General features: G+C 59.0%; 23 protein-coding genes. 16 read left to right on the top strand and 7 right to left on the bottom strand.

The features are described from left to right. The first annotated feature begins 76 nt into the window (after positions 1–76). The 7 genes from FQ185_RS03670 (at position 77) to FQ185_RS03700 (ending at position 8,440) form a co-directional block, all read left to right on the top strand. Positions 77–1,435, top strand: a complete 1,359-nt coding sequence (locus tag FQ185_RS03670) for a glutamine synthetase family protein (RefSeq protein ID WP_149416294.1) — start codon at positions 77–79, stop codon at positions 1,433–1,435. A 56-nt stretch (positions 1,436–1,491) separates the two neighbouring features. Next, a complete protein-coding gene (locus FQ185_RS03675; RefSeq protein ID WP_149416295.1) occupies positions 1,492–2,856 on the top strand; it encodes an aspartate aminotransferase family protein in 1,365 nt (454 codons plus the stop codon). Positions 2,857–3,038: 182 nt separating this feature from the next. Next, a complete protein-coding gene (locus tag FQ185_RS03680; RefSeq protein ID WP_149416565.1) occupies positions 3,039–4,136 on the top strand; it encodes a polyamine ABC transporter substrate-binding protein in 1,098 nt (365 codons plus the stop codon). Between the two features lie 188 nt (positions 4,137–4,324). Further along, positions 4,325–5,422, top strand: coding sequence for a polyamine ABC transporter substrate-binding protein (locus FQ185_RS03685; RefSeq protein ID WP_149416296.1), 1,098 nt, complete (start codon positions 4,325–4,327; stop codon positions 5,420–5,422). A 68-nt stretch (positions 5,423–5,490) separates the two neighbouring features. Continuing rightward, complete coding sequence (locus tag FQ185_RS03690; protein WP_149416297.1) at positions 5,491–6,633, top strand: ABC transporter ATP-binding protein; 1,143 nt, start codon at positions 5,491–5,493, stop codon at positions 6,631–6,633. Beyond that, complete coding sequence (locus tag FQ185_RS03695; RefSeq protein ID WP_046053747.1) at positions 6,630–7,550, top strand: ABC transporter permease subunit; 921 nt, start codon at positions 6,630–6,632, stop codon at positions 7,548–7,550. The genes FQ185_RS03690 and FQ185_RS03695 overlap by 4 nt, the downstream gene beginning before the upstream one ends. After that, positions 7,547–8,440, top strand: a complete 894-nt coding sequence (locus tag FQ185_RS03700) for an ABC transporter permease subunit (RefSeq protein ID WP_149416298.1) — start codon at positions 7,547–7,549, stop codon at positions 8,438–8,440. Before FQ185_RS03695 ends, FQ185_RS03700 begins: the two co-directional genes overlap by 4 nt. Before the next feature lie 132 nt (positions 8,441–8,572). Here FQ185_RS03700 and FQ185_RS03705 read toward each other — a convergent pair whose 3' ends face one another. Beyond that, the gene (locus tag FQ185_RS03705; protein ID WP_149416299.1) at positions 8,573–9,214 is read right to left on the bottom strand and encodes an HD domain-containing protein; all 642 of its coding nucleotides are present in this window, start codon (positions 9,212–9,214) and stop codon (positions 8,573–8,575) included. Between the two features lie 261 nt (positions 9,215–9,475). Between FQ185_RS03705 and FQ185_RS03710 the strand changes: the two genes are divergently transcribed. Continuing rightward, entirely contained in the window at positions 9,476–10,441 is a 966-nt protein-coding gene (locus FQ185_RS03710; RefSeq protein ID WP_149416300.1) for a GlxA family transcriptional regulator, read from the top strand. Between the two features lie 19 nt (positions 10,442–10,460). On the opposite strand, the gene FQ185_RS03715 is transcribed toward FQ185_RS03710, so the two are convergent. Together FQ185_RS03715 and FQ185_RS03720 are read right to left on the bottom strand one after the other, a co-directional pair. Next, positions 10,461–12,872 (bottom strand): penicillin acylase family protein, encoded by a 2,412-nt coding sequence (locus FQ185_RS03715; RefSeq protein ID WP_149416301.1) that lies wholly within the window; start codon positions 12,870–12,872, stop codon positions 10,461–10,463. Between the two features lie 109 nt (positions 12,873–12,981). Continuing rightward, positions 12,982–13,563 carry a DUF6436 domain-containing protein gene (locus FQ185_RS03720; protein ID WP_149416302.1) on the bottom strand — a complete coding sequence of 194 codons (582 nt, stop codon included), beginning with the start codon at positions 13,561–13,563 and terminating at the stop codon, positions 12,982–12,984. Between the two features lie 97 nt (positions 13,564–13,660). On the opposite strand from FQ185_RS03720, the gene FQ185_RS03725 reads away from it, so the two are divergent. After that, on the top strand, positions 13,661–14,608 hold the full coding sequence (locus tag FQ185_RS03725; RefSeq protein WP_149416303.1) for an alpha/beta hydrolase: 948 nt from the start codon (positions 13,661–13,663) through the stop codon (positions 14,606–14,608). A 59-nt stretch (positions 14,609–14,667) separates the two neighbouring features. On the opposite strand, the gene FQ185_RS03730 is transcribed toward FQ185_RS03725, so the two are convergent. After that, positions 14,668–15,420 carry a DUF2059 domain-containing protein gene (locus tag FQ185_RS03730; protein ID WP_149416304.1) on the bottom strand — a complete coding sequence of 251 codons (753 nt, stop codon included), beginning with the start codon at positions 15,418–15,420 and terminating at the stop codon, positions 14,668–14,670. Between the two features lie 108 nt (positions 15,421–15,528). Here FQ185_RS03730 and FQ185_RS03735 point away from each other — a divergent pair, with 108 nt between their 5' ends. Continuing rightward, positions 15,529–16,161, top strand: a complete 633-nt coding sequence (locus tag FQ185_RS03735) for a 2OG-Fe(II) oxygenase (protein WP_149416305.1) — start codon at positions 15,529–15,531, stop codon at positions 16,159–16,161. A 2-nt stretch (positions 16,162–16,163) separates the two neighbouring features. Then, positions 16,164–16,649 (top strand): DUF523 domain-containing protein, encoded by a 486-nt coding sequence (locus tag FQ185_RS03740; RefSeq protein ID WP_149416306.1) that lies wholly within the window; start codon positions 16,164–16,166, stop codon positions 16,647–16,649. A 208-nt stretch (positions 16,650–16,857) separates the two neighbouring features. Here the strand turns inward: FQ185_RS03740 and FQ185_RS03745 are convergent, their stop codons facing one another. After that, positions 16,858–17,445 carry a transporter substrate-binding domain-containing protein gene (locus FQ185_RS03745; RefSeq protein WP_149416307.1) on the bottom strand — a complete coding sequence of 196 codons (588 nt, stop codon included), beginning with the start codon at positions 17,443–17,445 and terminating at the stop codon, positions 16,858–16,860. A gap of 135 nt (positions 17,446–17,580) precedes the next feature. On the opposite strand from FQ185_RS03745, the gene FQ185_RS03750 reads away from it, so the two are divergent. Beyond that, positions 17,581–18,006 (top strand): DUF4399 domain-containing protein, encoded by a 426-nt coding sequence (locus tag FQ185_RS03750; RefSeq protein ID WP_149416308.1) that lies wholly within the window; start codon positions 17,581–17,583, stop codon positions 18,004–18,006. Positions 18,007–18,081: 75 nt separating this feature from the next. Here FQ185_RS03750 and serA read toward each other — a convergent pair whose 3' ends face one another. Beyond that, complete coding sequence (gene serA / locus FQ185_RS03755; RefSeq protein WP_149416309.1) at positions 18,082–19,311, bottom strand: phosphoglycerate dehydrogenase; 1,230 nt, start codon at positions 19,309–19,311, stop codon at positions 18,082–18,084. A 204-nt stretch (positions 19,312–19,515) separates the two neighbouring features. On the opposite strand from serA, the gene FQ185_RS03760 reads away from it, so the two are divergent. The 4 genes from FQ185_RS03760 to FQ185_RS03775 all read left to right on the top strand — a co-directional run bounded on the left by FQ185_RS03760 (position 19,516) and on the right by FQ185_RS03775 (position 23,848). Beyond that, positions 19,516–20,910, top strand: coding sequence for an FAD-binding oxidoreductase (locus tag FQ185_RS03760; protein WP_149416310.1), 1,395 nt, complete (start codon positions 19,516–19,518; stop codon positions 20,908–20,910). 36 nt (positions 20,911–20,946) lie between these two features. Continuing rightward, a complete protein-coding gene (locus tag FQ185_RS03765) occupies positions 20,947–21,612 on the top strand; it encodes a fumarylacetoacetate hydrolase family protein (protein ID WP_149416311.1) in 666 nt (221 codons plus the stop codon). 258 nt (positions 21,613–21,870) lie between these two features. Beyond that, positions 21,871–22,800 (top strand): SdiA-regulated domain-containing protein, encoded by a 930-nt coding sequence (locus FQ185_RS03770; protein WP_149416312.1) that lies wholly within the window; start codon positions 21,871–21,873, stop codon positions 22,798–22,800. Between the two features lie 130 nt (positions 22,801–22,930). Beyond that, entirely contained in the window at positions 22,931–23,848 is a 918-nt protein-coding gene (locus FQ185_RS03775; RefSeq protein WP_149416313.1) for an SdiA-regulated domain-containing protein, read from the top strand. A gap of 128 nt (positions 23,849–23,976) precedes the next feature. Here the strand turns inward: FQ185_RS03775 and rpiA are convergent, their stop codons facing one another. Beyond that, positions 23,977–24,651, bottom strand: coding sequence for a ribose-5-phosphate isomerase RpiA (gene rpiA, locus FQ185_RS03780; protein ID WP_149416314.1), 675 nt, complete (start codon positions 24,649–24,651; stop codon positions 23,977–23,979). Positions 24,652–24,680: the final 29 nt, after the last annotated feature.

Consider the following 24,680-nt stretch of genomic DNA (forward strand, 5'->3'; position numbering starts at 1 on the left):
TTTGTATCACGCGACGCCGATGCGTCAAACAACGCCTGACTTATAAGAGTCAGGAAACCCAGCCTAAGAGGCATTTATGAGTAACAACCTCGACCAGCTCACCGATTGGTTGAAAGACCACAAGATCACAGAAGTCGAATGCATGATCGCCGACTTGACCGGGATCACCCGAGGCAAGATTTCGCCGACCAACAAGTTCATTGCCGAAAAAGGCATGCGCCTGCCCGAGAGCGTTCTGTTGCAGACCGTAACCGGCGACTACGTCGAAGACGACATCTATTACGAACTGCTCGACCCGGCCGATATCGACATGATCTGCCGCCCCGACCAGAACGCGGTGTTCCTTGTGCCTTGGGCCATCGAGCCGACCGCCCAGGTGATCCACGACACCTACGACAAGCAGGGCAACCCGATCGAGCTGTCGCCGCGCAACGTGCTCAAGAAAGTGCTGAAACTCTACGCCGACCACGGCTGGCAGCCGATCGTGGCGCCGGAAATGGAGTTTTACCTGACCAAGCGCAGTGAAGACCCGGATTACCCGTTGCAACCGCCGATTGGCCGTTCCGGTCGCCCGGAAACCGGTCGCCAGTCTTTCTCGATTGAGGCGGCGAATGAATTCGACCCGTTGTTCGAAGACGTCTACGACTGGTGCGAATTGCAGGAGCTGGACCTCGACACGCTGATCCACGAGGACGGCACGGCGCAGATGGAAATCAACTTCCGTCACGGCGACGCCTTGTCCCTGGCGGACCAGATCCTGGTATTCAAACGCACCATGCGCGAAGCCGCCCTCAAGCACGACGTGGCGGCGACCTTCATGGCCAAGCCCATGACCGGCGAGCCGGGCAGCGCAATGCACTTGCACCAGAGCATCATCGACATCGAAACCGGCAAGAACGTCTTTTCCAATGAAGACGGAAGCATGAGCCAACTGTTCCTGCACCACATCGGTGGTTTGCAGAAACTGATTCCCGAGCTGTTGCCGCTGTTCGCGCCAAACGTCAACTCGTTCCGCCGTTTCCTGCCGGACACCTCGGCACCGGTGAACGTGGAGTGGGGCGAAGAGAACCGCACTGTCGGCCTGCGGGTTCCGGACGCCGGGCCGCAAAACCGTCGGGTGGAAAACCGCCTGCCGGGCGCGGACGCCAACCCGTACCTGGCGATTGCCGCGAGCCTGCTCTGCGGTTACATCGGCATGGTCGAAGGCCTGAACCCGAGTGCACCGGTGGTGGGCCGTGGCTATGAACGCCGCAACCTGCGCCTGCCACTGACCATCGAAGACGCGCTGGAACGCATGGAAAACAGCGCGACCATCGAGAAATACCTGGGCAAGAAATTCATCACTGGCTACGTCGCGGTCAAGCGGGCCGAGCATGAAAACTTCAAGCGCGTCATCAGTTCGTGGGAGCGGGAATTCCTGCTCTTCGCCGTCTGATGCGCCGGGCGCCGCTGCACTTGGCGGCGCTCTAACCGATTCCAAGGAGAATTCGCATGACCAGCAACAACCCGCAAACCCGTGAATGGCAAACCCTCAGCAACGATCACCACCTGGCCCCGTTCAGCGACTTCAAGCAGCTGAAAGAGAAAGGCCCGCGGATCATCACCAGCGCCAAGGGCGTTTACCTCTGGGACAGCGAAGGCAACAAGATCCTCGACGGCATGGCCGGCCTGTGGTGCGTAGCCATCGGCTACGGTCGCGATGAACTGGCCGATGCCGCCAGCAAACAGATGCGCGAACTGCCTTATTACAACCTGTTCTTCCAGACGGCTCACCCGCCGGTGCTGGAGCTGGCCAAGGCCATCGCCGACATCGCGCCTGAAGGCATGAACCACGTGTTCTTCACCGGTTCCGGTTCTGAAGGCAACGACACCATGCTGCGCATGGTTCGTCACTACTGGGCGATCAAGGGCCAGCCGAAAAAGAAAGTCATCATTAGCCGCAAGAACGGTTATCACGGTTCCACCGTGGCCGGCGCGAGCCTGGGTGGCATGACCTACATGCACGAACAAGGCGACTTGCCGATTCCGGGCATCGTCCACATCGCCCAGCCGTACTGGTTCGCTGAAGGCGGCAACATGACGCCCGAAGAGTTCGGTATTTGGGCGGCGAATCAGCTGGAAGAGAAGATTCTGGAAGTCGGCGTCGACAACGTCGGTGCCTTTATTGCCGAGCCGATCCAGGGTGCCGGTGGCGTGATCATTCCGCCAGAAACCTACTGGCCGCGCATCAAGGAAATCCTCGCCAAGTACGACATCCTGTTTGTGGCGGATGAAGTGATCTGTGGTTTCGGCCGCACCGGTGAGTGGTTCGGTAGCGATTTCTACGACCTCAAGCCCGACATGATGACCATCGCCAAAGGCCTGACGTCCGGCTACATCCCTATGGGTGGCCTGATCGTGCGTGACGAAGTGGTCGCGGTACTCAACGAAGGTGGCGATTTCAACCACGGCTTCACGTATTCCGGGCACCCGGTGGCCGCAGCGGTGGCGCTGGAAAACATCCGCATCCTGCGCGAAGAAAAAATTATCGAACGCGTTCATGCGGAAACGGCACCTTATTTGCAAAAGCGTCTACGGGAACTGAGCGATCACCCGTTGGTGGGCGAAGTGCGTGGGGTGGGTCTGTTGGGGGCCATAGAACTGGTTCAGGACAAGGCCACTCGCAAGCGTTTCGAAGGCAAGGGCGCCGGCATGATTTGCCGCACGTTCTGCTTCGAAAACGGCCTGATCATGCGTGCCGTGGGCGACACCATGATCATTGCCCCGCCACTGGTGATTACACCGGCTGAAATCGATGAGTTGGTAACAAAGGCGCGCAAGTGCCTGGACCTGACTCTGAGTGCGTTGCAGGGCTAAGTGCTAGGCTCTGAGCGGGGTGTGAAGTTTGCATTTCGCTCGGAGCAAACAAAGGATGGGTCTTTCCTTGAAAGCCTGCCTTGGATCTTGCCAGACTACCGGTTGTTTCAGATGCCCAGGAAAGGCCGCTGAGCACGTGGTTAAAAAGAAAAATTGGAGCATTACCCATGAAGGCATTAGGTATGAAGATAGCTGGCAAGACCCTCCTCGCCATGTCCCTGATGGGCGTGATGGCGGGCGCAGTTCAGGCGGATGACAAAGTTCTGCACGTGTACAACTGGTCTGATTACATCGCACCGGATACCGTCAAGAAGTTCGAAGCCGAGTCGGGGATCAAGGTTGTTTACGACGTATTCGACAGTAACGAAACCCTGGAAGCCAAGTTGCTGGCAGGCAAGTCCGGTTATGACATCGTCGTGCCGTCGAACAACTTCCTGGCCAAGCAGATCAAGGCCGGCGTTTACCAGAAGCTGGACAAGTCCAAGCTGCCTAACTGGAAGAACCTGAACACTGACCTGCTTAAAGCGGTATCGGTGAGCGACCCGGGCAACGAACACGCTTTCCCTTACATGTGGGGTTCGATTGGTATCGGCTTCAATGCCGAAAAGGTCAAGGCCGCACTGGGTGCCGACGCTCCAACCAATTCCTGGGACCTGATCTTCAAACCTGAAAACGCCGCCAAGTTGAAGTCGTGCGGTATCAGTTTCCTCGATTCGCCAACCGAGATGATTCCGGTGGCGTTGCACTACTTGGGCTATCCAACCGACAGCCAGGACAAAAAACAACTGGCCGAAGCCGAAGCACTGTTCCTGAAGATTCGTCCTTCGGTGGGCTACTTCCACTCGTCCAAGTACATCTCCGACCTGGCTAACGGCAACATCTGCGTCGCCGTGGGTTACTCGGGCGACATTTACCAGGCCAAGTCCCGCGCGGCTGAAGCCGGTGACAAGGTGAAAGTCAGCTACAACATTCCGAAAGAAGGTGCGGGCAGCTTCTACGACATGGTCGCCATCCCTAAAGATGCCGAAAACGTCGAAGGCGCCTACAAGTTCATGACCTTCCTGCAGAAGCCGGAAATCATGGCTGAAATCACCAACGCCGTACGTTTCCCGAACGGTAACGCGGCTGCAACTGCACTGGTTGATAAAGAAATCACCGCCGACCCAGGCATCTACCCGCCAGCCGACGTGCTGGCCAAGTTGTACGCGATTGCCGACTTGCCGGCCGCGACCCAGCGGATCATGACCCGCAGCTGGACCAAGATCAAATCCGGTAAATAAGCCGGTTTGAGGCAATAACCTGTTGTCGTCGCCTGCGCGGTGACGGCAGCAGGTGTAATTAAATGACAGAAAGTTTTGCTGGAACGGTTTTTCGAGGGTAAGTTGCGCGCCGGTTTAGTTGCCGGGCAGCCATGGCTGTCATGTAACGCGGGGCAACTTGGGCCCAACTAATTTTAGAGGACCTCCACGTGCCTATTTTTTCTTTGTTGCGCAATGCACTGCTGGTCGGTGCCGGACTGACGTTCGCCGTTAGTGTCCAGGCCGCCGGCACGGTGCATATTTATAACTGGTCGGACTACATCGGTCCGACCACCCTGGCAGACTTCGAGAAAGAGACCGGCATCAAACCGGTTTACGACGTGTTCGATTCCAATGAAACCCTGGAAGGCAAGTTGCTGGCTGGCCGTACCGGTTATGACGTGGTCGTGCCGTCCAACCACTTCCTCGGCAAGCAGATCAAGGCCGGTGCTTTCCAGAAGCTCGACAAGAAACTGCTGACCAACTATTCCTACCTCGACCCGGTGCTGCTCAAGCGCCTGGAGCAGAACGATCCGGGTAACCAATACGCCGTGCCGTACCTATGGGGCACCAACGGCATCGGTTACAACGTCGAGAAGGTCAAGGCCGTGCTGGGCCTCGACAAGATTGATTCCTGGGATGTGGTGTTCGAGCCGGAAAACATCAAGAAGCTGCACAGTTGCGGCGTGGCGTTCCTCGACTCCGCCGATGAAATGATGCCTAGCGTCCTCAATTACATGGGCCTGAACCCCAACAGCACCCACCCCGAAGACTACAAAAAGGCTGAAGCCAAGTTGCTCGCGGTGCGGCCTTACGTGACCTATTTCCATTCTTCCAAATACATCGCGGACCTGGCCAACGGCGATATCTGCGTCGCCATCGGCTTTTCCGGCGACATGTTCCAGGCCCAGGCTCGCGCAGCCGAAGCGAAGAAAGGTGTGGACATCGCCTACTCGATTCCCAAAGAGGGCGGTGCGTTGTGGTTCGACATGCTGGCGATTCCGAAGGACTCGAGCAACGTCAAAGAGGCCCACGCCTTCATCAACTATTTGTTGAAACCCGAGGTCATTGCACAAGTCAGTGATTCGGTCGGCTATGCCAATCCCAACCCCGCTTCGGACAAACTGATGGAACAGTCCATTCGCACCGACGCATCGGTTTATCCACCGCAAGCCGTCCTCGACAAGACTTACGTGTCGATGGAGTTACCACCGAAAATTCAACGTTTGATGACCCGCAGCTGGACCAAGGTCAAGTCGGGTAAATAGCGACAAGGCTCAAATTATCCAAGGTTCGCTCACTGGGGCGAACTGCAATTTTGTTGGGAGTTTCGTAAATGGCAGTTGCCTCCGGCGCCTATAAGAAAGCCCTCGCGGGCGACCAATCACCCAAACAGGTGTTGGTCAAAATCGACCGGGTCACGAAGAAGTTCGACGAGACGATTGCCGTGGACGATGTGTCCCTAGAAATCAAAAAAGGCGAGATTTTCGCCCTGCTCGGCGGTTCGGGATCGGGCAAATCCACGTTGCTGCGTATGCTGGCAGGCTTCGAACGGCCCACGGAGGGGCGCATTTTCCTCGATGGTGTCGACATCACGGACATGCCGCCGTACGAGCGGCCGATCAACATGATGTTTCAGTCTTACGCCTTGTTCCCGCACATGACCGTGGCGCAGAACATCGCCTTCGGCCTCAAGCAGGACAAAATCCCCGCAGCTGAAGTCGATGCCCGTGTCGCGGACATGCTCAAGCTGGTTCAGATGACGCAGTACGCCAAGCGCAAGCCGCATCAGCTGTCCGGTGGCCAGCGTCAGCGTGTGGCGTTGGCCCGCTCGTTGGCCAAGCGACCGAAGCTGTTGCTGCTCGACGAACCGATGGGTGCGTTGGACAAGAAGCTGCGTTCGCAAATGCAGCTTGAACTGGTCGAGATCATCGAGCGCGTCGGCGTAACCTGCGTCATGGTGACCCACGACCAGGAAGAGGCCATGACCATGGCCGAGCGCATCGCGATCATGCACCTGGGCTGGATCGCCCAGATCGGCAGCCCGATCGACATCTACGAAACCCCGACCAGCCGTCTGGTTTGCGAGTTCATCGGCAACGTCAACATCTTCGACGGCGAAGTGATCGACGACGCCGAAGGCCACGCGATCATCACCTGCAAGGACCTGGACCGCCAGATCTACGTCGGCCACGGCATCAGCACCTCGGTGCAGGATAAATCCGTGACCTACGCGATCCGTCCGGAAAAACTGCTGGTGACCCCGACCATGCCGACCTGCGAATACAACTGGTCCAGCGGCAAGGTGCACGACATCGCCTACCTCGGTGGTCACTCGGTGTTCTACGTCGAACTGCCGAGCGGCAAGATCGTCCAGTCTTTCGTCGCCAACGCCGAGCGCCGTGGTCAGCGCCCAACCTGGGGTGACCAGGTTTACGTGTATTGGGAAGACGACAGCGGCGTGGTACTTCGCTCATGAACATGCGCAAATTCAAACGCCGCCTCAATCGAATAATTCCCGGTGGCCGTCAGCTGGTCATCGGGGTTCCGTTCATTTGGTTGTTCCTGTTCTTCATGTTGCCGTTCTTCATCGTCCTGAAGATCAGCTTCGCCGAAGCCGACGTCGCGATTCCGCCGTACACCGAGATCTACAGCTACCTCGACCAAAAAGTGCAGTTGCTGCTTAACCTGAGCAACTACGCGATGCTGGCCGGCGATGAGTTATACATCGCCGCTTACCTCGGCTCGTTGAAGATGGCGCTGATCAGTACCGTCCTCTGTTTGCTGATCGGCTACCCGATGGCCTACGCCATCGCCAGTGCCCGCAAAGAGATGCAAACGGTGCTGGTGCTGCTGATCATGATGCCGACCTGGACCGCGATCCTGATCCGCGTTTACGCGTGGATGGGCATCCTCAGCAACAACGGTCTGCTCAATGGTTTCCTGATGACCATGGGCTGGATCGACGAACCGCTGCAGATCCTCAACACCAACCTGGCGGTGTACATCGGCGTGGTGTATTCGTACCTGCCGTTCATGATCCTGCCGCTCTACGCCAACCTGGTGAAACACGACAACAGCCTGCTGGAAGCCGCATCCGACCTGGGTTCGAGCACCTTCAACAGTTTCTGGAAGATCACCATTCCGCTGTCGAAAAACGGCATCGTCGCCGGTTGCATGCTGGTGTTCATCCCGGTGGTGGGTGAGTTCGTGATCCCGGAACTGCTCGGCGGCCCGGAAACCCTGATGATCGGTAAAGTGCTCTGGCAAGAGTTCTTCAACAACCGTGACTGGCCGGTGGCATCAGCGCTTGCAGTGGTCATGCTGGCGATCCTGATTGTGCCGATCATTCTGTTCAACCGTAGTCAGGCCAAAGAAATGGAGGGCAAAGAATGAAGCGCTTCCGTTTCTCAAGCTTCATGTTGGTAGCGGGTCTGCTGTTCATCTACGCGCCGATGCTGATCCTGGTGATCTACTCGTTCAACGCCTCGAAACTGGTAACGGTGTGGGGCGGCTGGTCGATCAAGTGGTACGTCGGCTTGATGGACAACACCCAACTGATGGGCTCGGTGGTGCGTTCGCTGGAAATCGCCTGCTACACGGCGGTGGCGGCGGTGGCGCTGGGTACGCTGGCGGCCTTCGTGCTGACCCGTATCACCCACTTCAAGGGCCGTACGCTGTTTGGTGGCCTGGTCACCGCGCCGCTGGTGATGCCCGAAGTGATCACCGGTCTGTCGCTGTTGCTGCTGTTCGTGGCAATGGCGCAGATGATCGGTTGGCCACAGGAGCGCGGCATCCTCACCATCTGGATCGCCCACACCACGTTCTGTGCGGCGTATGTGGCTGTAGTGGTCTCGGCGCGCTTGCGTGAGCTGGACCTGTCCATCGAAGAGGCGGCCATGGACCTCGGTGCTCGGCCGTGGAAGGTGTTCTTCCTGATCACCATCCCGATGATTGCGCCATCCCTGGGGGCGGGCGGCATGATGTCGTTTGCCTTGTCCCTGGATGACCTGGTGTTGGCGAGCTTCGTGTCGGGCCCGGGTTCGACGACCCTGCCAATGGAAGTGTTCTCGGCGGTGCGTCTGGGCGTGAAACCGGAGATCAACGCCGTGGCCAGTCTGATTCTGCTGGCGGTTTCGCTGATGACGTTCCTGGTCTGGTTCTTCAGCCGTCGTGCCGAAGAAAGTCGCAAACGTGCGATTCAGCAGGCGATCGAAGAAAGCGCTGCCGACTCCTGGAAACAACCGGACGTGCGTCGCGCACAACAGGCGCCGGAAGCGGCTTGAGGGTTGGCCACGAATAAGTGGCCACCCCAGATACCATGTGGGAGCGAGCCTGCTCGCGAAAGCGGTCTATCAGTCGACATCTGTGTTGACTGACATGGCCCCTTCGCGAGCAGGCTCGCTCCCACAGTTGTTTTACGACACCCAAGGGGACTTGCGGATGATCTCGACGAAGTTCATCGGCTTGAAGCCTGGCTCGCTGTCCACCAGCACATCCGCGTTCACGGTGCCGAACGTGGTGTCCGGTTTGTGTTTAAAGCCATTGGCGAATGCACACAGGATGCACTCCTTGAACCCTTCGCCCCGTGGATGCGCATGCACCACCGCTTCACGCTGCACAGTGGAAAACGCTGCGTAGTCGATGCCCAGCACATCCATTTCGACCCCCGCGGTAACCAGTGCCACATTAGGACGCAGGTGCTGCGGCACGCCCGGTGTGGTGTGCAGGGCAATCGACAGCCAGACCTGTTCGATATCGTCGTCAGTCAAACCATAAGGTTTCAGAAACGCTTTGGCAGCGTTGGCACTGTCGACTTCGAAGCGCTCGTCGTCAGTACGATGACCTTCTACCAGACCCAGGTCATGGAACATCGCGCCGACGTACAGCTGCTCCGGATCATAGGCCAACCGCTTGCGCTCACCGCTCAGGGCGCCGAACAGAAACACCCGGCGCGAGTGGTGATACAGCAGGTCGGGCTCTGCGTCGCGAATGTATTCAGTGGTGGCCCGGGCCAACGCGCTGTCGGGGATTTTGATACCGGCGATGATGCTGCTCATGGTGCTTTCCTCGTGGGGAACGCCGTGGCGGCGCTGATAGGTTCAGTCTGTTCCCGCACCCGAAACCGGACAATCGATCCATGGCTGCGATCCTTGCCAATGAGCATGCATATCGCGCCAACCTCGCTTGTTGGGCCCGGATTGGCTAAGTTTGAATTCAGGTTGAACGCATTCCCTGTAGCGGCAGCCTCGCGGGCTCGGCAGCTGCAAGTCGTGTGATAGCTGACACTCACTCAAGTGCCATAGGAGGCGAAGCGAGCCATGAGTAAAACCGTTGCCATCGTGGTGTTCGCAGGCGTTCAGTCCCTGGACGTCACCGGTCCCATGGATGTGTTTTCCGAAGCCAATCGTTTCCTCGAACCGCAGGATCATTACCGGTTAGAGGTCATCGGCGTCGAACACGGGGTGATGGCCTGCTCCAACGGCTTGTCACTCAATGCCCATCGGCATTTCAGCGAGGCGCTGGAGGCTTATGACCTGCTGCTGGTGGCCGGTGGGCCGCAGTTGCCGTTCATGGATTTTGGCGCGGCATTCGATGCCTGGTTGCGTGATGCCTGCGCGTTGGCGCAACGCTTTGGCTCGATCTGTAACGGCGCGTTCATGCTCGCTCGAGCCGGATTGCTGGAAGGGCGAACGGTCACCACCCATTGGGGGGACGCTGCGGCGCTGGCGACGTTGTGCCCTTCGACCCAGGTTGAAGCCGACCGTTTGTACGTGCAGGACGCTGAGCTCTACACCTCGGCGGGTGTCACGGCGGGGATCGATTTGTCGTTGTACCTGCTGGCCCGGGACCATGGGCCGGAAGTAGCGCTGAGTGTGGCAAAACGGCTGGTGGTGTTCACTCAACGCTCTGGCGGTCAGTCGCAGTTCAGCCCGTTCCTTACGCCTCACGCCGAACCCACTTCTGCCGTGGCGTTGGTGCAGCTCTACGTGTTGGCCAACCTGACAGGCGACCTGACCATTGCCGACCTGGCCAACGCCGCCAACATGAGTGCCCGGAATTTTTCCCGGGTATTTGCCAAAGAGGCGAAAATCACCCCGGCAGAATTTGTCGAGCAAGCACGGGTGGACGCGGCGCGGGTGCTGCTTGAAAGCACCAGCTCGCCGCTCAAGACCGTGGCGTACCAGTGCGGATTTCGCGATGCCCAGCACATGCGCAGTGTGTTCAATCGCCGGTTGGGGGTGACGCCGCAGCAATTCAGGCTGAACTTTGCGGTGATGGTCTGAGCGTGGGAACGATCAAAATCTACTGCGCAGCCCGCGCCGGTAACAGTTTCAACGTACTGCGGGTGTTGGCCGTGACCTCTTCATCGTTGAGGTACGCCTGGTAGTAGATCCCTTCGATATACGCCTCGGCCTGGTCTTCATAGTGACTGTCGAACGGCACGCCACTCTGGCCGACCGGGTTGACGGTCAGGCTGTGGGCCGGGTCGGCGAAGTCGATCAGGCGTCGGGTCGATGGGCCATAGGTCACTGGCCACGGTGCCGGGCCGATCTTGGCCGAGAGGTTATTCGGCACTTCATGGGTGCCTGGCGCGGCGAACGGGCCGACATTGAAGATCCGGTCCAGCGGCTTCTGCTGCCCCAGTGGATGGCCGTGAGTCAGCGTGTGCGTCTTGCCCCACTGCCATTGCGCGACATCAGCGCCCAGCGTGGTCTTGAGGTGTGCAATGCTCGCTTGCCATGCCACCTTGACCGTATCGGCACGGGTTTCCTTGCCGAGGGTGTTGCGGTTGTCCCACCACGGCGAGTCGGCAGTCGCGGCCAGACGTGGCAGCGCGGCGTCGATCACTCGTGTAGAGAGCAGCGTTTCAAAGAAGTCATTCCCCAGTTCATCGTGCATCGTCGCGTCAGCCAGGTTGAACAGCAACTGGTTGAACAGCGTGGCGCTTGTGGATTCCAGCGGGTAGTCGCCTTTCCACTGGGCCAGTTGCTCCACCAGCTTGAGTTCGGCCGGATCGCTGACCACTTCACGCAGTACCGGCAGCAATGGCGCCAACAGTCGTGGGCCGTAGGCCGTGGTGGTGCCCAGTTGCAGTTTCTGGCTGGCGTCGAGGTCCCACTTGATGTTTTTGTCGCTGAGCTGGCGATTGAGCTGCTGGCCCCGATCGGCCAGGTTGTAATAACCGGGAATCTCGATGCCGGTCGGCGACACCGGCTGGAAGTTGGCCGAGACGATGTAACCGCGTGCCGGGTTCTCTTCCTGCGGGTTGGCGCTGAACGGGTAGAAACCGTCCTTGTCCGCTTCCGCGGTGCTGCCGTCGAGGATGAACCCCGGGCGCGCACCCGCCGGACGTTTTGGCAGTTGCGCCGCCGCCCACCAGCCGATGTCACCCTTGGCATTGGCCCAGACGATGTTCAAGCCAGGTGCCTGGACCTTGGCGGCGGCATTGCGCGCCTTGGCCAGGGTGTCGGCGCGGTTGAGCTGATAGAAGCCTTCAAGGATCGGATTCTGGCTTTCGAGAAAGCCCCACCACATGGCAATCGGTGTTTTACCGACGCCGCTGCCCAGCGCATCGTTGACGATCGGACCATGGGGCGACTGACGCAGCACCAGCGTTACCGGTGCCTGGCCCTTGACCGCGATCTGCTGTTCGCTGGTCACCAGGTCCACCCATTTGCCGCGATACCAGACCTGATCGGGATTACCCGGATTGACCTTCTCGGCAATCAGATCGAGGTCGTCGTTCTGGAACATGGTGATGCTCCAGCCGAAGTCGCGGTTCATCCCCAGCGAAGCGAACGGCATCAATGCCTGATAGTGGCCATAGAGATCGAAACCCGGCGCCGAGAGCTGGGCTTCGTACCACACCGACGGTGCGGAAAAACGGATATGCGGGTCGCCGGCCAACAGCGGCTTGCCGCTTTTGGTTCGACTGCCGGAGACGACCCAGGCGTTGCTGCCCTCGAACTGCGGCAAGCCGTTGTCGGCCAGCGCCTGTTCGCTCAGACGGGCGAGGGCGTTGAGGTCTTTCCAGTCTGCACTGGCGAGGGGCGGCACGGTACCGACGCGGTTTTTCGCCAGCACGCCCTTGGGTTGCCAGTCCAGATCGAAGATGTTCAGGTAGTCGGCACCCAACTGATCGCGCACATAGGTCAGCAACGGTTCGGTGCGAAACGCCGCGGCAAAACTGTAGGCCATGTAACCGGCAATGCTGATGGTGTCTTGGGCAGTGAACGGACGCTTGGGGATGCCCAGTACATCGAATTCGACGGGTTTTGGATGGCTGTCCTGATACTGATTGATGCCGTCCAGATAGGCCTGCATGGCGATAAAGGCCGGCGACTGTTTATCCATGTTCGTCAGGTAGGTTTCGGCACGTTCGCGAATACGCAGGCTGCGCATCAGCTTGTCGGTGTCGAGCAGTTTCGGGCCGAGGATTTCGGCCAGTTCGCCGCGCGCCAGTCGGCGCAGGACTTCCATCTGAAACAGCCGGTCCTGGGCGTGCACGTAACCGAGGGCGCGGTACAGGTCAGTTTCATTTTCAGCGCGGATGTGCGGGATGCCGCGCTCGTCGTAGCGCACGGTGACCGAACCTTGCAGGTGCTGCAGCTCCACCATGCCCTGGCGTGACGGCTGCTTGCTGTAGACGTACCAGCCGGCACCTGCGGCGAGCGCGACGATCAGCACGGCAAGAACGGTCAAGCTACGTTTCATGGTGATTCCTTGTTGTTATGAGTGATAGCAGTTCCCTGGCGTCACTGTTTAGCATGGCTTGCTGATTCGGCTCATCACACTTAGGAGGGATTCGCCCTTCTCGCCGGCTCTACTTCGTTGGGTCGACGGGCCACGGGCAGTAACAACCCACCGCCAGCGTGTGGGTGGCATTCACCGTGCGGCCTTCGTTTAACGCTTGCAGAATCGGCTCGATAAAACTGTTGCTTGAATTGCAGGTCAGGCCTTCGCTGTAGGGACCGAAATACGCCAGTTTGCCGCTGCGATCCCAGATCGCCACGGCCGGGCTGGCGGGAATCTGTTCCGAACCTGGCAGGACGGTGATGCTTTTCAGGCGGCTCAAGGTGCTCGGCAACTGACCGTGGCTACCCGGCTTTTGTACCGCATAAAACTCCACACCCTGCGGTACATATTGCTCGACCAGTTCTGTCAGGTGTTGTTGATTGCCGACATTGCACGGGCAGGCCGGGTCCCAGAAGTGCACCAGGCGGATGGCGCCGGGGCCGGCGAGTTCGTCGGGCAGGCGCAACGGGTCACCGGAGAACACCGCAGTGTGCTCGCTGAACGCCCGCAGATAACGCCCTTGAAACCAGTCGTAAGCCGTCCACAACACACCGGCACACACGAGCGCGAGCAGGCTGGCAAACACTGTGGCGCGGTAGGGCGAACGCATGGGTTTCAGTCCTCAAAGGTCGGCTAGCTTGCCATGCTTGCCGCGACAGATGAATATCGCAGGCCCATAAAGTCCGATTCGTGTTCTGGAATTGCTCATGTCTGCCACTTTCGACCCCGATCACCTGCGCGCCAGCCTGCGGCCACTGGCCGAGGGGCAGCCGTTGTCGGCAGAAGCACTGGCTTACCAGCGCTTCTATGGGCTGGATTTTGCGGGACGCACCCTGCGCAGTGGCCTGGGCCGTTTCGCGGTCGATGGTTATGAAGTGGTCAGTCAGTTCTGGTGGCCCGAGCGGGCGAAGGCGACGCTGTTTTTGTTTCACGGCTTCTACGATCACACCGGGCTTTATCGGCATGTGATCGAGTGGGCGCTGGATCAGGGTTTTGCGGTGATTGCCTGCGACTTGCCGGGGCACGGATTGTCCAGCGGCGAACGGGCAAGCATCAAGGATTTCGCCGAGTATCAGGACACGCTGCAAGGGTTGTTCGCCGAGGCGTCGTCGCTTGACCTGCCGCAACCGTGGCACCTGTGCGGGCAGAGCACCGGTGGCGCGATCGTGATCGATCATGTGCTCAATCAGGGCGCGAGCAGCCCGGCCCAGGGCCAGGTCATCCTGCTGTCACCGTTGGTAAGGCCGCGCGCCTGGGGCTGGTCGCAGCTCAGCTATTACCTGCTCAAGCCCTTTGTCAAAGCCATCGCCCGGCGTTTCAGCGAGAACTCCAATGACCCGGACTTTTTGCCGTTCCTGCAAGCCGATCCGTTGCAGCCGCTGCGCTTGCCAACGGCCTGGGTCGGTGCGCTGGCGCGGTGGATCAAGCGCATCGAAGTCGCACCAGCAAGTACCCGGCGGCCGTTGATCGTGCAAGGGCAGGCGGACATGACGGTGGATTGGGAGCACAACCTTGAGGTGTTGAAAGCCAAGTTCGATCGGCCGCAGGTGTTGATGTTGCCGGAGGCGCGGCATCATCTGGCGAATGAGACGCTGGCGTTGCGAGGCGAGTATTTCGGGTTTTTGACCAAGCGGATCAAGGGTCGGAATCTTTAGCGGCCGTCAGGGCCTCTTCGCGGGCTTGCCCGCGATGGCGATCAAACAGACGCTGAGCATCACTGGCGAAGCGTTGAAGTATCCTGCCCCACCGCCAACCCCGCGCGAATTGCCGCCAACGCTGCCTGATAATAAGCCTTGCCTTCAGTGGATTCGGCAAACGTCGCAAACTCTTCCAGTTCGTTATCCGACAGGTCGCGATAGACATACAGCAGCGTGTTGTTCAGGTCGCTGCCGATCTGGTCCATCAAGCGCTGACGCTGACCGTTCAACATGCCTTGTGCCTGACCACCACCGAGCAGGCCGGGGATCATCGAACTCAGGCTGTCGGCCGCGACGCCGGCGATCGCCAGGCTGACTTCAGCGCCGGCCTCGCGAGCGGGCAGGGCCTGGGCCAGATGACCGATGATCAGCATGCGAGTGTCGCTGGCCTGCATCTTCGGCAGGCCCTTGGCATTTTTTGCCAACTGATCACGGCGGGTCGCCAGCAGTTCGGCGGCAACGACTTTCTTGCCCAGCGGCGATTGGAAGAACGTCAGTGCAGGTTTCGGATCGGAGAGAGATTTGCGCAGTTGCGCTTCGGCGCGTTGGTCCACGGCTTGAGGGGCAAAGCGCTGATTGCTGTTGTTTACGAGTGCCTGGAACACCGCCGGTGGCAGACTGTTCTGGTACCGCTGCTGAGCGGCCGAGAGGGCATCGTTGAAATGCGCGCGTTGTTCTGGCCAGCCGGCGACCTTGTACAACTGGTCGTGGCCGTCTGCCCAAGCGGGCATAACGCAGAACATCAGCATTGAGAAAAGCAAACGACGCATAGGGACTCCTGTCAGCAGGCGACTATTCTCCGTGCGGCCTTCGTACTTGTCGAGAATTCGTATCAACCCGCTGCGCGGCTCTGTCGGATTCTCAGGCACAGGAATACTATGCGCGCCATGCAAATACCCTCAGATCACCCGCTGCTGTTACGTATCGTCGACGACCTGGCCGAACACGGCTGGTCGCAGCAGAATATTTTCCTGCCTCTAGGTCTGACCCGGGAACTGGCGGCTGAGTGCCGTAAACGTGCAGCCGAGGGTGAATTGGCCCCGGCCGCGGTGGGCCGCGGACCGTCATCGGAGATTCGCGAGGGAATTCGTGGCGACCATATCCAGTGGATCGATCCCGGTCAGGCGCTGGCGTGCGACAGCTATCTGGAGTTGATGGACAGCCTGCGCGAAGCGATGAATCGCGGGTTGTATCTGGGCCTGGAAGATTTCGAAAGCCATTTCGCCCTGTACCCGCCCGGTGCGTTCTACCTCAAGCATATCGACCGTTTCCGCGATGATGACCGGCGCATGGTGTCGGCGGTGGTCTACCTCAATGACGAGTGGCTGCCCGAGCACGGCGGTCAGCTGCGCATGTACCTGGATGAGGGCGTCGAATACGATGTAGTGCCTGTCGGCGGATGCCTGGTGGTGTTCCTGTCGGGCGAGGTGCCCCACGAAGTCCTGCCCGCAATCCGGGATCGCCTGTCGTTGACCGGCTGGTTCCGGCGTCGTGGCAACGAGCCGTTCTGATCATGCAGAAAATTCTGGTAAGCCGCTGTCTGCTGGGTCACCGCGTACGCTACGACGGCGGGGCCAGCGGGCCGTTCGATCAGCTTCAGCAGTGGATCGATGAGGGTCGGGTGGTGCCATTGTGTCCAGAGGTTGCCGGTGGGTTGCCGACGCCGAGGGCCGCGGCGGAGATTCCGGGCGGGCAAGGTGGTGACGTGCTGGATGGCCACGCCTCAGTGATCACCACCGAGGGTGAGGATGTCAGTGCGCAGTTTCTGAGCGGTGCTTATCAGGCGTTGGAGCTGGTGCAAAAGCACGGCATCCGCATTGCTGTGCTCAAGGCCAACAGCCCGTCTTGCGGGAATCTGTTGACCTACGACGGGACGTTCAGTGGGGTGAAGGTCAGTGGTGAAGGCGTGACTGCCGCATTGCTCAAGCGGCATGGCGTTCAGGTCTTCAGTGAGTTGGAGTTGACGGAAGCAGCGGTGGCGTTAAATACTCTGAACTGATTCAAGAACCACCCCTCACCCCAGCCCTCCCGAAACGTCGGACCGCCCCAATGGGGAGAGGGGGAAAGGGAGCCGATCGGGGGCTTTTCAAATCCTGAGTTCGACTCGATTCTTCAGGTCGATGGATAGCGTTAGACACCTCGGTCAGTCCCCTCGCCCCCCTGGGGAGAGGGTTAGGGTGAGGGGTGGTTCGAGCGGCTGACGATATCTAGGGTTTGGGCGCCACACTCGTATCCGTCCCCAACCACTTCTGCGATAACGCCTCCAGTCGCCCATCCGCCTTGATACGTTGCAGCGCGTTTTCCAGGCTGGCATGAAACGCCGGGTTACCCTTCTGAAACGGAATCGCCAGGCTCACTGTCTGGCCAACCTTCGGCGCTTCTTCCTTCAGCGACTGCACCAGCAGCATTGAGCGCGGCGGCTCTTCTTTTTGCGCGATCAATTGCGCATCGGCGTAGCTGTAAGGTTCGCTGAAGTCGAAACGATCCTTGAGATCCGGGGTCACTGCTATGTGGTTGATGGCCACGTCGTACTTGCCGGTTTCAACGCCTTGCAACAGATCGCTGGAATCGGTGACGACGAAGTCCGCCCGTACATCCAGTTCGTTGGCCAGCAGTTGACCCAACTCGACCTCGAAGCCCGTTAGTTTGTCGTCGTCCTTGAAATTGAAGGGCGGTGTATTAGCCTCAAGGGCAATGCGCAATTCGCCGCGGTCGTTTACGTCGTCAATCAGTTCGGCATGAGCCAAAGAGCTCAGAAGGGGTAGCAGGCAGATCAGGCCAGGCAAAAAACGCATGGTCACTCCTTTGAATTCATTATTGCGATGCTCTGATTCAGGCTCGCTTTGCTATGGTTGTCGAGTGCCTTCGACAACGAATGGCCGTGAAGTTGTCATGGCCACACGGATTTTACGAAAAAACTGGAGAAGAGAATGAAAACGTTTATGTCACGAGCAGCATTCGCTGGCCTTTTGCTGAGTGCTTCGATGTTGGCAACCGCTGCTACGCCGGCTCCCAAGGGGGCTGAAGTGTCCATCGTTTCTCCTGCGGACGGAGCCACGGTTCCGCAAACCGTCGTCGTCAAGTTCGCTGTCGAGAACATTGCGCTGGCGCCAGCGGGCGATGTCACCAAGAACACCGGCCATCACCACTTGCTGATCGATGTCGATCAACTGCCAGCCGCCGGTGCGCCGATCCCCAATGATGCCAACCATCTGCATTTCGGCAAGGCGCAGACCCAGGCTGAAATAAAGCTGACGCCGGGCAAACACACCTTGCAGCTGGAACTGGGCGACAGCGGCCACATGCCGTTCGATCCGCCGATCGTGTCGGAGAAAATCACCGTCAACGTTAAGTAACCTGCTCGGAATAAAGAACCGCGCCTATGAAAAAGGAGACCCGAAGGTCTCCTTTTTTTGTCGCTCAAGTCACTATCAGAACAACACGCGGCAACGAATGGTGCCGTTGATGTGTTGCAGCTTCTCTTGCGCCATTTCCGAGTACTCGGCGTCTACGTCGATCACCACGTAACCGACTTTCTCGTTGGTCTGCAGGAACTGACCGGAAATGTTGATGCCGTTTTCGGCGAAGACCTTGTTGATCTCGCTCATCACACCCGGAATGTTCTCGTGGATGTGCAGCAAACGGTGCTTGCCAGGGTGAGCGGGCAAAGCCACTTCCGGGAAGTTCACGGACGATACCGAAGTACCGTTGTCGCTGTACTTGACCAGTTTTTCTGCTACTTCCAGACCGATGTTGGCTTGCGCTTCAGCGGTGGAGCCGCCGATGTGCGGGGTCAGGATCACGTTGTCCAGGCCACGCAGCGGGCTTGCGAACTCTTCGTCGTTGGAGCGAGGCTCCACCGGGAATACGTCGATGGCCGCGCCGATCAGGTGCTTGTCCTTGATCGCGTCCGCCAGGGCGTCTAGCTCGACCACGGTGCCGCGAGCAGCGTTGATCAGAATCCCGCCCTTCTTGATGGCGCGGATTTCCTTCTCGCCGATCATCCACTGGGTCGCAGCGGTTTCCGGAACGTGCAGGGTGACGATGTCCGACATGCCCAACAGCTCGGTCAGGTTACCGACCTGAGTCGCGTTACCCAGTGGCAGCTTGGTCACGGTGTCGTAGAAGTACACCTGCATGCCCAGGCCTTCAGCCAGGACCGACAGTTGAGTACCGATCGAGCCGTAACCGACGATGCCCAGCTTCTTGCCGCGGATTTCGAAGGAGTTGGCTGCGCTCTTGATCCAGCCGCCACGGTGGCAGGAAGCGTTCTTCTCAGGGATGCCGCGCAGCAACAGGATCGCTTCGGCCAGCACCAGCTCCGCTACGGAGCGAGTGTTGGAGTACGGCGCGTTGAACACTGCGATGCCGCGTTCGCGGGCCGCGTTCAGGTCGACCTGGTTGGTGCCGATGCAGAAACAGCCGACAGCGACCAGTTTCTTCGCGTGATCGAAGATTTCTTCGGTCAGTTGAGTGCGGGAGCGAATGCCGATGAAGTGCGCATCAGCAATCTTTTCCTTCAGCTGGGCTTCCGGCAGAGAACCGGTGAGGTACTCGATGCTGGTGTAGCCCGCCGACTTGAGGACGTCGACAGCCGATTGGTGGACGCCTTCGAGAAGAAGGAACTTGATCTTGCTCTTATCGAGAGAAGTCTTGCTCATCTGCGTAAACCTGTATCCCGGAGAAAAATGGCAGGAAATAGCCAGCAGACGCTGACCCGAACGGCAAGAAGGCCGTTACCGCAGAATAGCCGTTGGGCACTACCCTGCGGGGTCGGTATGCTAGCATACGCACCCCGCTAAACACTCATTCCTGCGACGTGAAGCGTTCTCAGGATGACCATGAATTGTTCGAGAGTTCTGTCGATGACCAATCCTGCCCTGATTGAAGAGCTGAAGACCCTGGTTGAGCCTGGCAAGGTGCTGACCGATGCCGACTCCCTGAATGCTTACGGTAAGGATTGGACCAAGCATTTCGCCCCGGCCCCGACCGCCATCGTGTTCCCCAAGACCACCGAACAGGTCCAGGCCATTGTCCGCTGGGCCAATGAGCACAAGGTTGCGCTGGTACCGTCCGGCGGTCGCACCGGGCTTTCCGCCGCTGCCGTGGCCGCGAATGGCGAAGTGGTCGTCTCGTTCGACTATATGAACCAGATCCTCGACGTGAACATGACGGACCGCACCGCCGTTTGCCAGCCGGGCGTGGTCACCGAGCATTTGCAGAACGTCGCCGAAGAAAAAGGCCTGTACTACCCGGTGGACTTCGCTTCGGCAGGTTCCAGCCAGATTGGCGGCAATATCGGCACCAATGCCGGCGGGATCAAGGTGATTCGCTACGGCATGACCCGCAACTGGGTGGCCGGCATGAAAGTCGTCACCGGCAAGGGCGATGTGCTGGAGCTGAACCGCGACCTGATCAAGAATGCTACCGGTTACGACCTGCGTCAGCTGTTCATCGGTGCTGAAGGCACCCTCGGTTTTGTGGTCGAAGCGACCATGCGTCTGGACCGTGCCCCGAAAAACCTCACCGCGATGGTCCTCGGCACTACCGATTTCGACTCGATCATGCCGGTGCTGCACGCGTTCCAGAGCAAACTCGACCTGACCGCCTTCGAATTCTTCTCCGATAAAGCCTTGGCCAAGGTCATGGGCCGGGGCGACGTACCAGCGCCATTCGAAACCGATTGCCCGTTCTACGCGTTGCTGGAATTCGAAGCGACCACCGAAGAAGTGGCCAACCACGCCCTGGAAACTTTCGAACATTGCGTTGAGCAGGGCTGGGTACTTGACGGCGTAATGAGCCAGAGCGAAACCCAGTTGCAGAACCTCTGGAAGCTGCGCGAATACATCTCCGAAACCATTTCCCACTGGACGCCGTACAAGAACGACATTTCGGTCACTGTGTCGAAAGTCCCGGCGTTTCTGAAGGAAATCGATGCGATCGTCGGTGAACACTACCCGGACTTCGAAATCGTCTGGTTCGGCCACATCGGCGACGGCAACCTGCACTTGAACATCCTCAAGCCTGAAAACCTGAGCAAGGACGAGTTCTTCGCCAAGTGCGCGACCGTCAACAAGTGGGTGTTCGAAACCGTCGAGAAGTACAACGGTTCGATTTCCGCCGAACACGGCGTGGGCATGACCAAGCGTGACTACTTGACCTACAGCCGCTCCCCGGTTGAGATCGAGTACATGAAAGCCGTCAAGGCAGTGTTCGACCCGAACGGCATCATGAACCCGGGCAAGATTTTCGCTGTTTGACTTTTGAATTTAAGCGCTACGAAACAGGAGTCGGTAATGAGCTATCAGCACCAGTATGTCGACGGTACGCGTATTCACTTCCCGCTGGGAAAAGTGGTGTGCATCGGGCGCAACTACGCCGAACACGCCAAGGAACTGGACAACCCGGTGCCTACAGAACCGCTGCTGTTCATAAAGCCGGGCAGTTGCGTAGTGCCGCTGGAAGGCGGTTTCAGCATTCCGACCGAACGTGGCTCGGTGCATTACGAAGCGGAAATCGCGGTGTTGATCGGCAAGCCGTTGTCGACCAAGCCAAGCCGTGAAGAAGTCCTCGACGCTATCTCAGGCTTCGCCCCGGCGCTAGACCTGACCTTGCGCGACAAGCAGGCCGAGCTGAAATCCAAAGGCCTGCCGTGGGAAATTGCCAAGTCCTTCGACGGTGCGGCGGTGATTGCGCCATTCGTATCCGGCAGCACGTTCGCTGACCTGACCGACATCGGTATCCGCCTGACCATCAACGGCGAAGTGCGCCAGGACGGTAACAGCAGCGCGATGCTCAACCCAATCGTGCCGATGATCCAGCACATGGCCGGCTGCTTCTCGCTGCAGGCCGGTGACGTAATCCTGACTGGCACGCCAGTGGGCGTTGGCCCGCTGAATGTCGGTGACGAACTGGTGCTGGAATTGCCAGGCGCCAGCAGCTTCACCAGCAGCGTCCGCTAGCCCAGATATCGCTGAACCCTGTGGGAGCGAGCTTGCTCGCGATAGCGGTCTGTCATTCGACATCATTGTTGAATGTGCTGGCCTCATCGCGAGCAGGCTCGCTCCCACATTTGGTTTCTGTGATGGGCAATGGAAGGGTTTTCCCGCCATTTCCCGTTTTTTTCACATCTCGTCCGGATAATTCCGGGACTTGCGGCGTCTGAGCCGGTCCCAATTGTGCTATTACCCTTAGCCTGAATTTCTGGAACGCATCCCTCGATGGTCACCCAACCACTGCCCAAGCTTAAAACTGCCCGTCGCTCGCGTTTTGCCATGCGCTGGTATTCCTGGCTTTTGCTGGTGGCCGCCGCCGCGTATGGCCTCGCGTTTGCGATGCATTGGGATGACCGCGGTGTGCTTTGGGTGCTGGAGCGTTTCGAAAGCCCTGCCGAACGCCAGGAAAGCGTCTGGCTGCCGGATTACCGGGCGGTGATCGATGCCAAGCAGCTGCCAGGGATGGAAAAGGACGAAGCGTCCGACCTGGCCTACGATCCGCAAACCAAGACCCTGTTTTCGGTGATGGGCAAAAATCCGTTCCTCGTCGAACTCACCCTGCAGGGCGACGTGCTGCGAAAAATACCGCTGGTGGGTTGGAGCAACCCGGAAGGGGTGACTGTGATGGGCAACGGTCTGCTGGCCATCGTCGATGAGCGCGAGCACATGCTCACAATCGTCAAGATTGACGCCGATACCCGCGAACTGAACATCGCCAACTTCCCGAAATATGACCTCGGCCCTTCGAAAGACCAGAACAAGGCCTTCGAAGCCATCGTCTGGGATTCACGCAATCAGCAAGTCCTGCTGGGTGAAGAGCGTCCGCCGGCGTTGTTCAGCTGGAAAAGCGACGGCAGTCAAACACTCACCGGCAACAAGCAGAAGCTCCTCAGCGATGAACTGGACATTCGCAATCTGTCCGCCCTGGCCATTGATCCGCGTACGGGCCATACCCTGGTGTTGTCTGCCGACTCTCACCTATTGCTGGAGCTGGACGAGAAGGGCGAGCAGGTCAGCTTCATGACTTTGCTGGGTGGTTTCAATGGCCTGAAGAAAACCATTCCCCGCGCCGAAGGCGTGACCATGGACGAAGCCGGCACGCTGTACATGGTGAGCGAACCGAATCTGTTCTACCGCTTCGAAAAGCAGAAATAAGCCGCTTGTAAGGGTGGCGCGCGACCGCCCGTTGGGGTAAACCTGCGGGACCAGCGGCCACTGGCCATTAAGCTTGAATTCAGACTGCCGTGGTATTTCATTCGCCCGCCCCGATTTCGAGCTTGCCTGAATGCGCCGACTTGCCCGTCCCAAACCCCTGATTCTGATCCTGTCGGTGATCATGCTGAGTGCATTGATTGCGATCGGCCAATACCTGCGCCTGTTCGAGCGCGCCTGGTTCAATTTGCATACGCTCTGGCAGCCCTTGAGCAGCCAATCCATCGGTCTGGATCAATACCGGGTGGAGATCGAAGCCCGGGTCATCGACGGCCTGGATGACGATGTCTCGGCGCTGACCTTTGATCCGGTGCGAAAAAGTCTGTTCACCGTCACCAACAAAAATGCCGAGCTGATCGAAATGTCCCTCGACGGCAAGATCCTGCGGCGTGTGGCGCTGGTGGGCTTCGGCGATCCGGAAGCGGTGGAATTCATCAGTGCCGACACGTACGTGATCACGGACGAGCGCGAGCAGCGGCTGATCAAGATTCATTTGGAGAAGGACACAACGTTCCTCGACGCGTCCGAGGCCGAGCAGATAACCCTCGGCGTGCACATGACCGGGAACAAGGGGTTTGAAGGGTTAGCTTATGACTCGGTGGGCAAGCGGTTGTTTGTCGCCAAGGAACGCGACCCGATGCTGATCTACGAGGTACAGGGCTTCCCGCATTACAACCCGGAAAAATCCTACGCGGTGCATGTGGTCAACAACCCCAAGCGCGATGCCGGGATGTTTGTGCGGGACCTGTCGAGCTTGCAGTACGACGAACGCAGCGGTCATCTGCTGGCGCTGTCCGATGAGTCGCGGCTGATTCTGGAACTGGATGTGGACGGGCGACCGCTGAGCACCATGTCCCTGAGCAAGGGCCGTCAGGGGTTGCAGAAAACTGTGCCGCAAGCGGAAGGGATCGCGATGGATGACGACGGCACGATGTACCTGGTGAGCGAGCCGAACCTGTTCTACGTCTTCAAAAAACCAGTGCAACCCTGACCAACACCCCAAAACAACTGTGGGAGCGAGCCTGCTCGCGATGAGGCCGTGTCAGTCGATAGAGATGTTGACTGAAAGACCGCTATCGCGAGCAGGCTCGCTCCCACATGGTTTATCTGCGTGTCGGCTTACTGGGCGCGCAGGGTTTTCACGCCTTCGCTGGTGCCCAAGAGCAACAAATCCGCAGGCCGGGCCGCAAACAAACCGTTGGTGACTACGCCAACAATCGCGTTGATCTGCGTTTCCAGTTCCACCGGGTTGGTGATCTGCATGTTGAACACGTCGAGGATGATGTTGCCGTTGTCGGTCAGCACGCCTTCACGATAAACCGGGTCGCCGCCCAGTTTCACCAGCTCGCGAGCTACGTGGCTGCGGGCCATCGGGATCACTTCGACCGGCAGCGGGAACGCGCCGAGCACTGGCACCAGTTTGCTGCCATCGGCGATGCAGATGAAGGTCTTGGCCACGGCCGCGACAATCTTCTCGCGGGTCAGGGCTGCGCCGCCGCCCTTGATCAGGTTCAGGTGTTCGTCGCTTTCATCGGCGCCGTCAACGTAGAACTCCAGGTCGCTGACCGTGTTCAGCTCATACACCGGAATACCGTGGCCCTTGAGGCGGGCAGCGGTGGCTTCGGAACTGGCGACCGCGCCGTCGAACGCGCCCTTGTGTTTGGCCAGTGCATCGATGAAGCAGTTGGCGGTGGAGCCGGTGCCGACCCCGACGATGCTCTTGTCGTCGAGTTTCGGAAGGATGAAGTCGACGGCGGCCTGAGCCACTGCCTGTTTGAGTTGATCCTGGGTCATGCGGGCTCCGAAGCGGGCAAGGGGAGAAC

This window comes from Pseudomonas sp. ANT_H12B, from assembly GCF_008369325.1.
In the GTDB taxonomy this organism is placed as follows: Bacteria; Pseudomonadota; Gammaproteobacteria; order Pseudomonadales; family Pseudomonadaceae; genus Aquipseudomonas.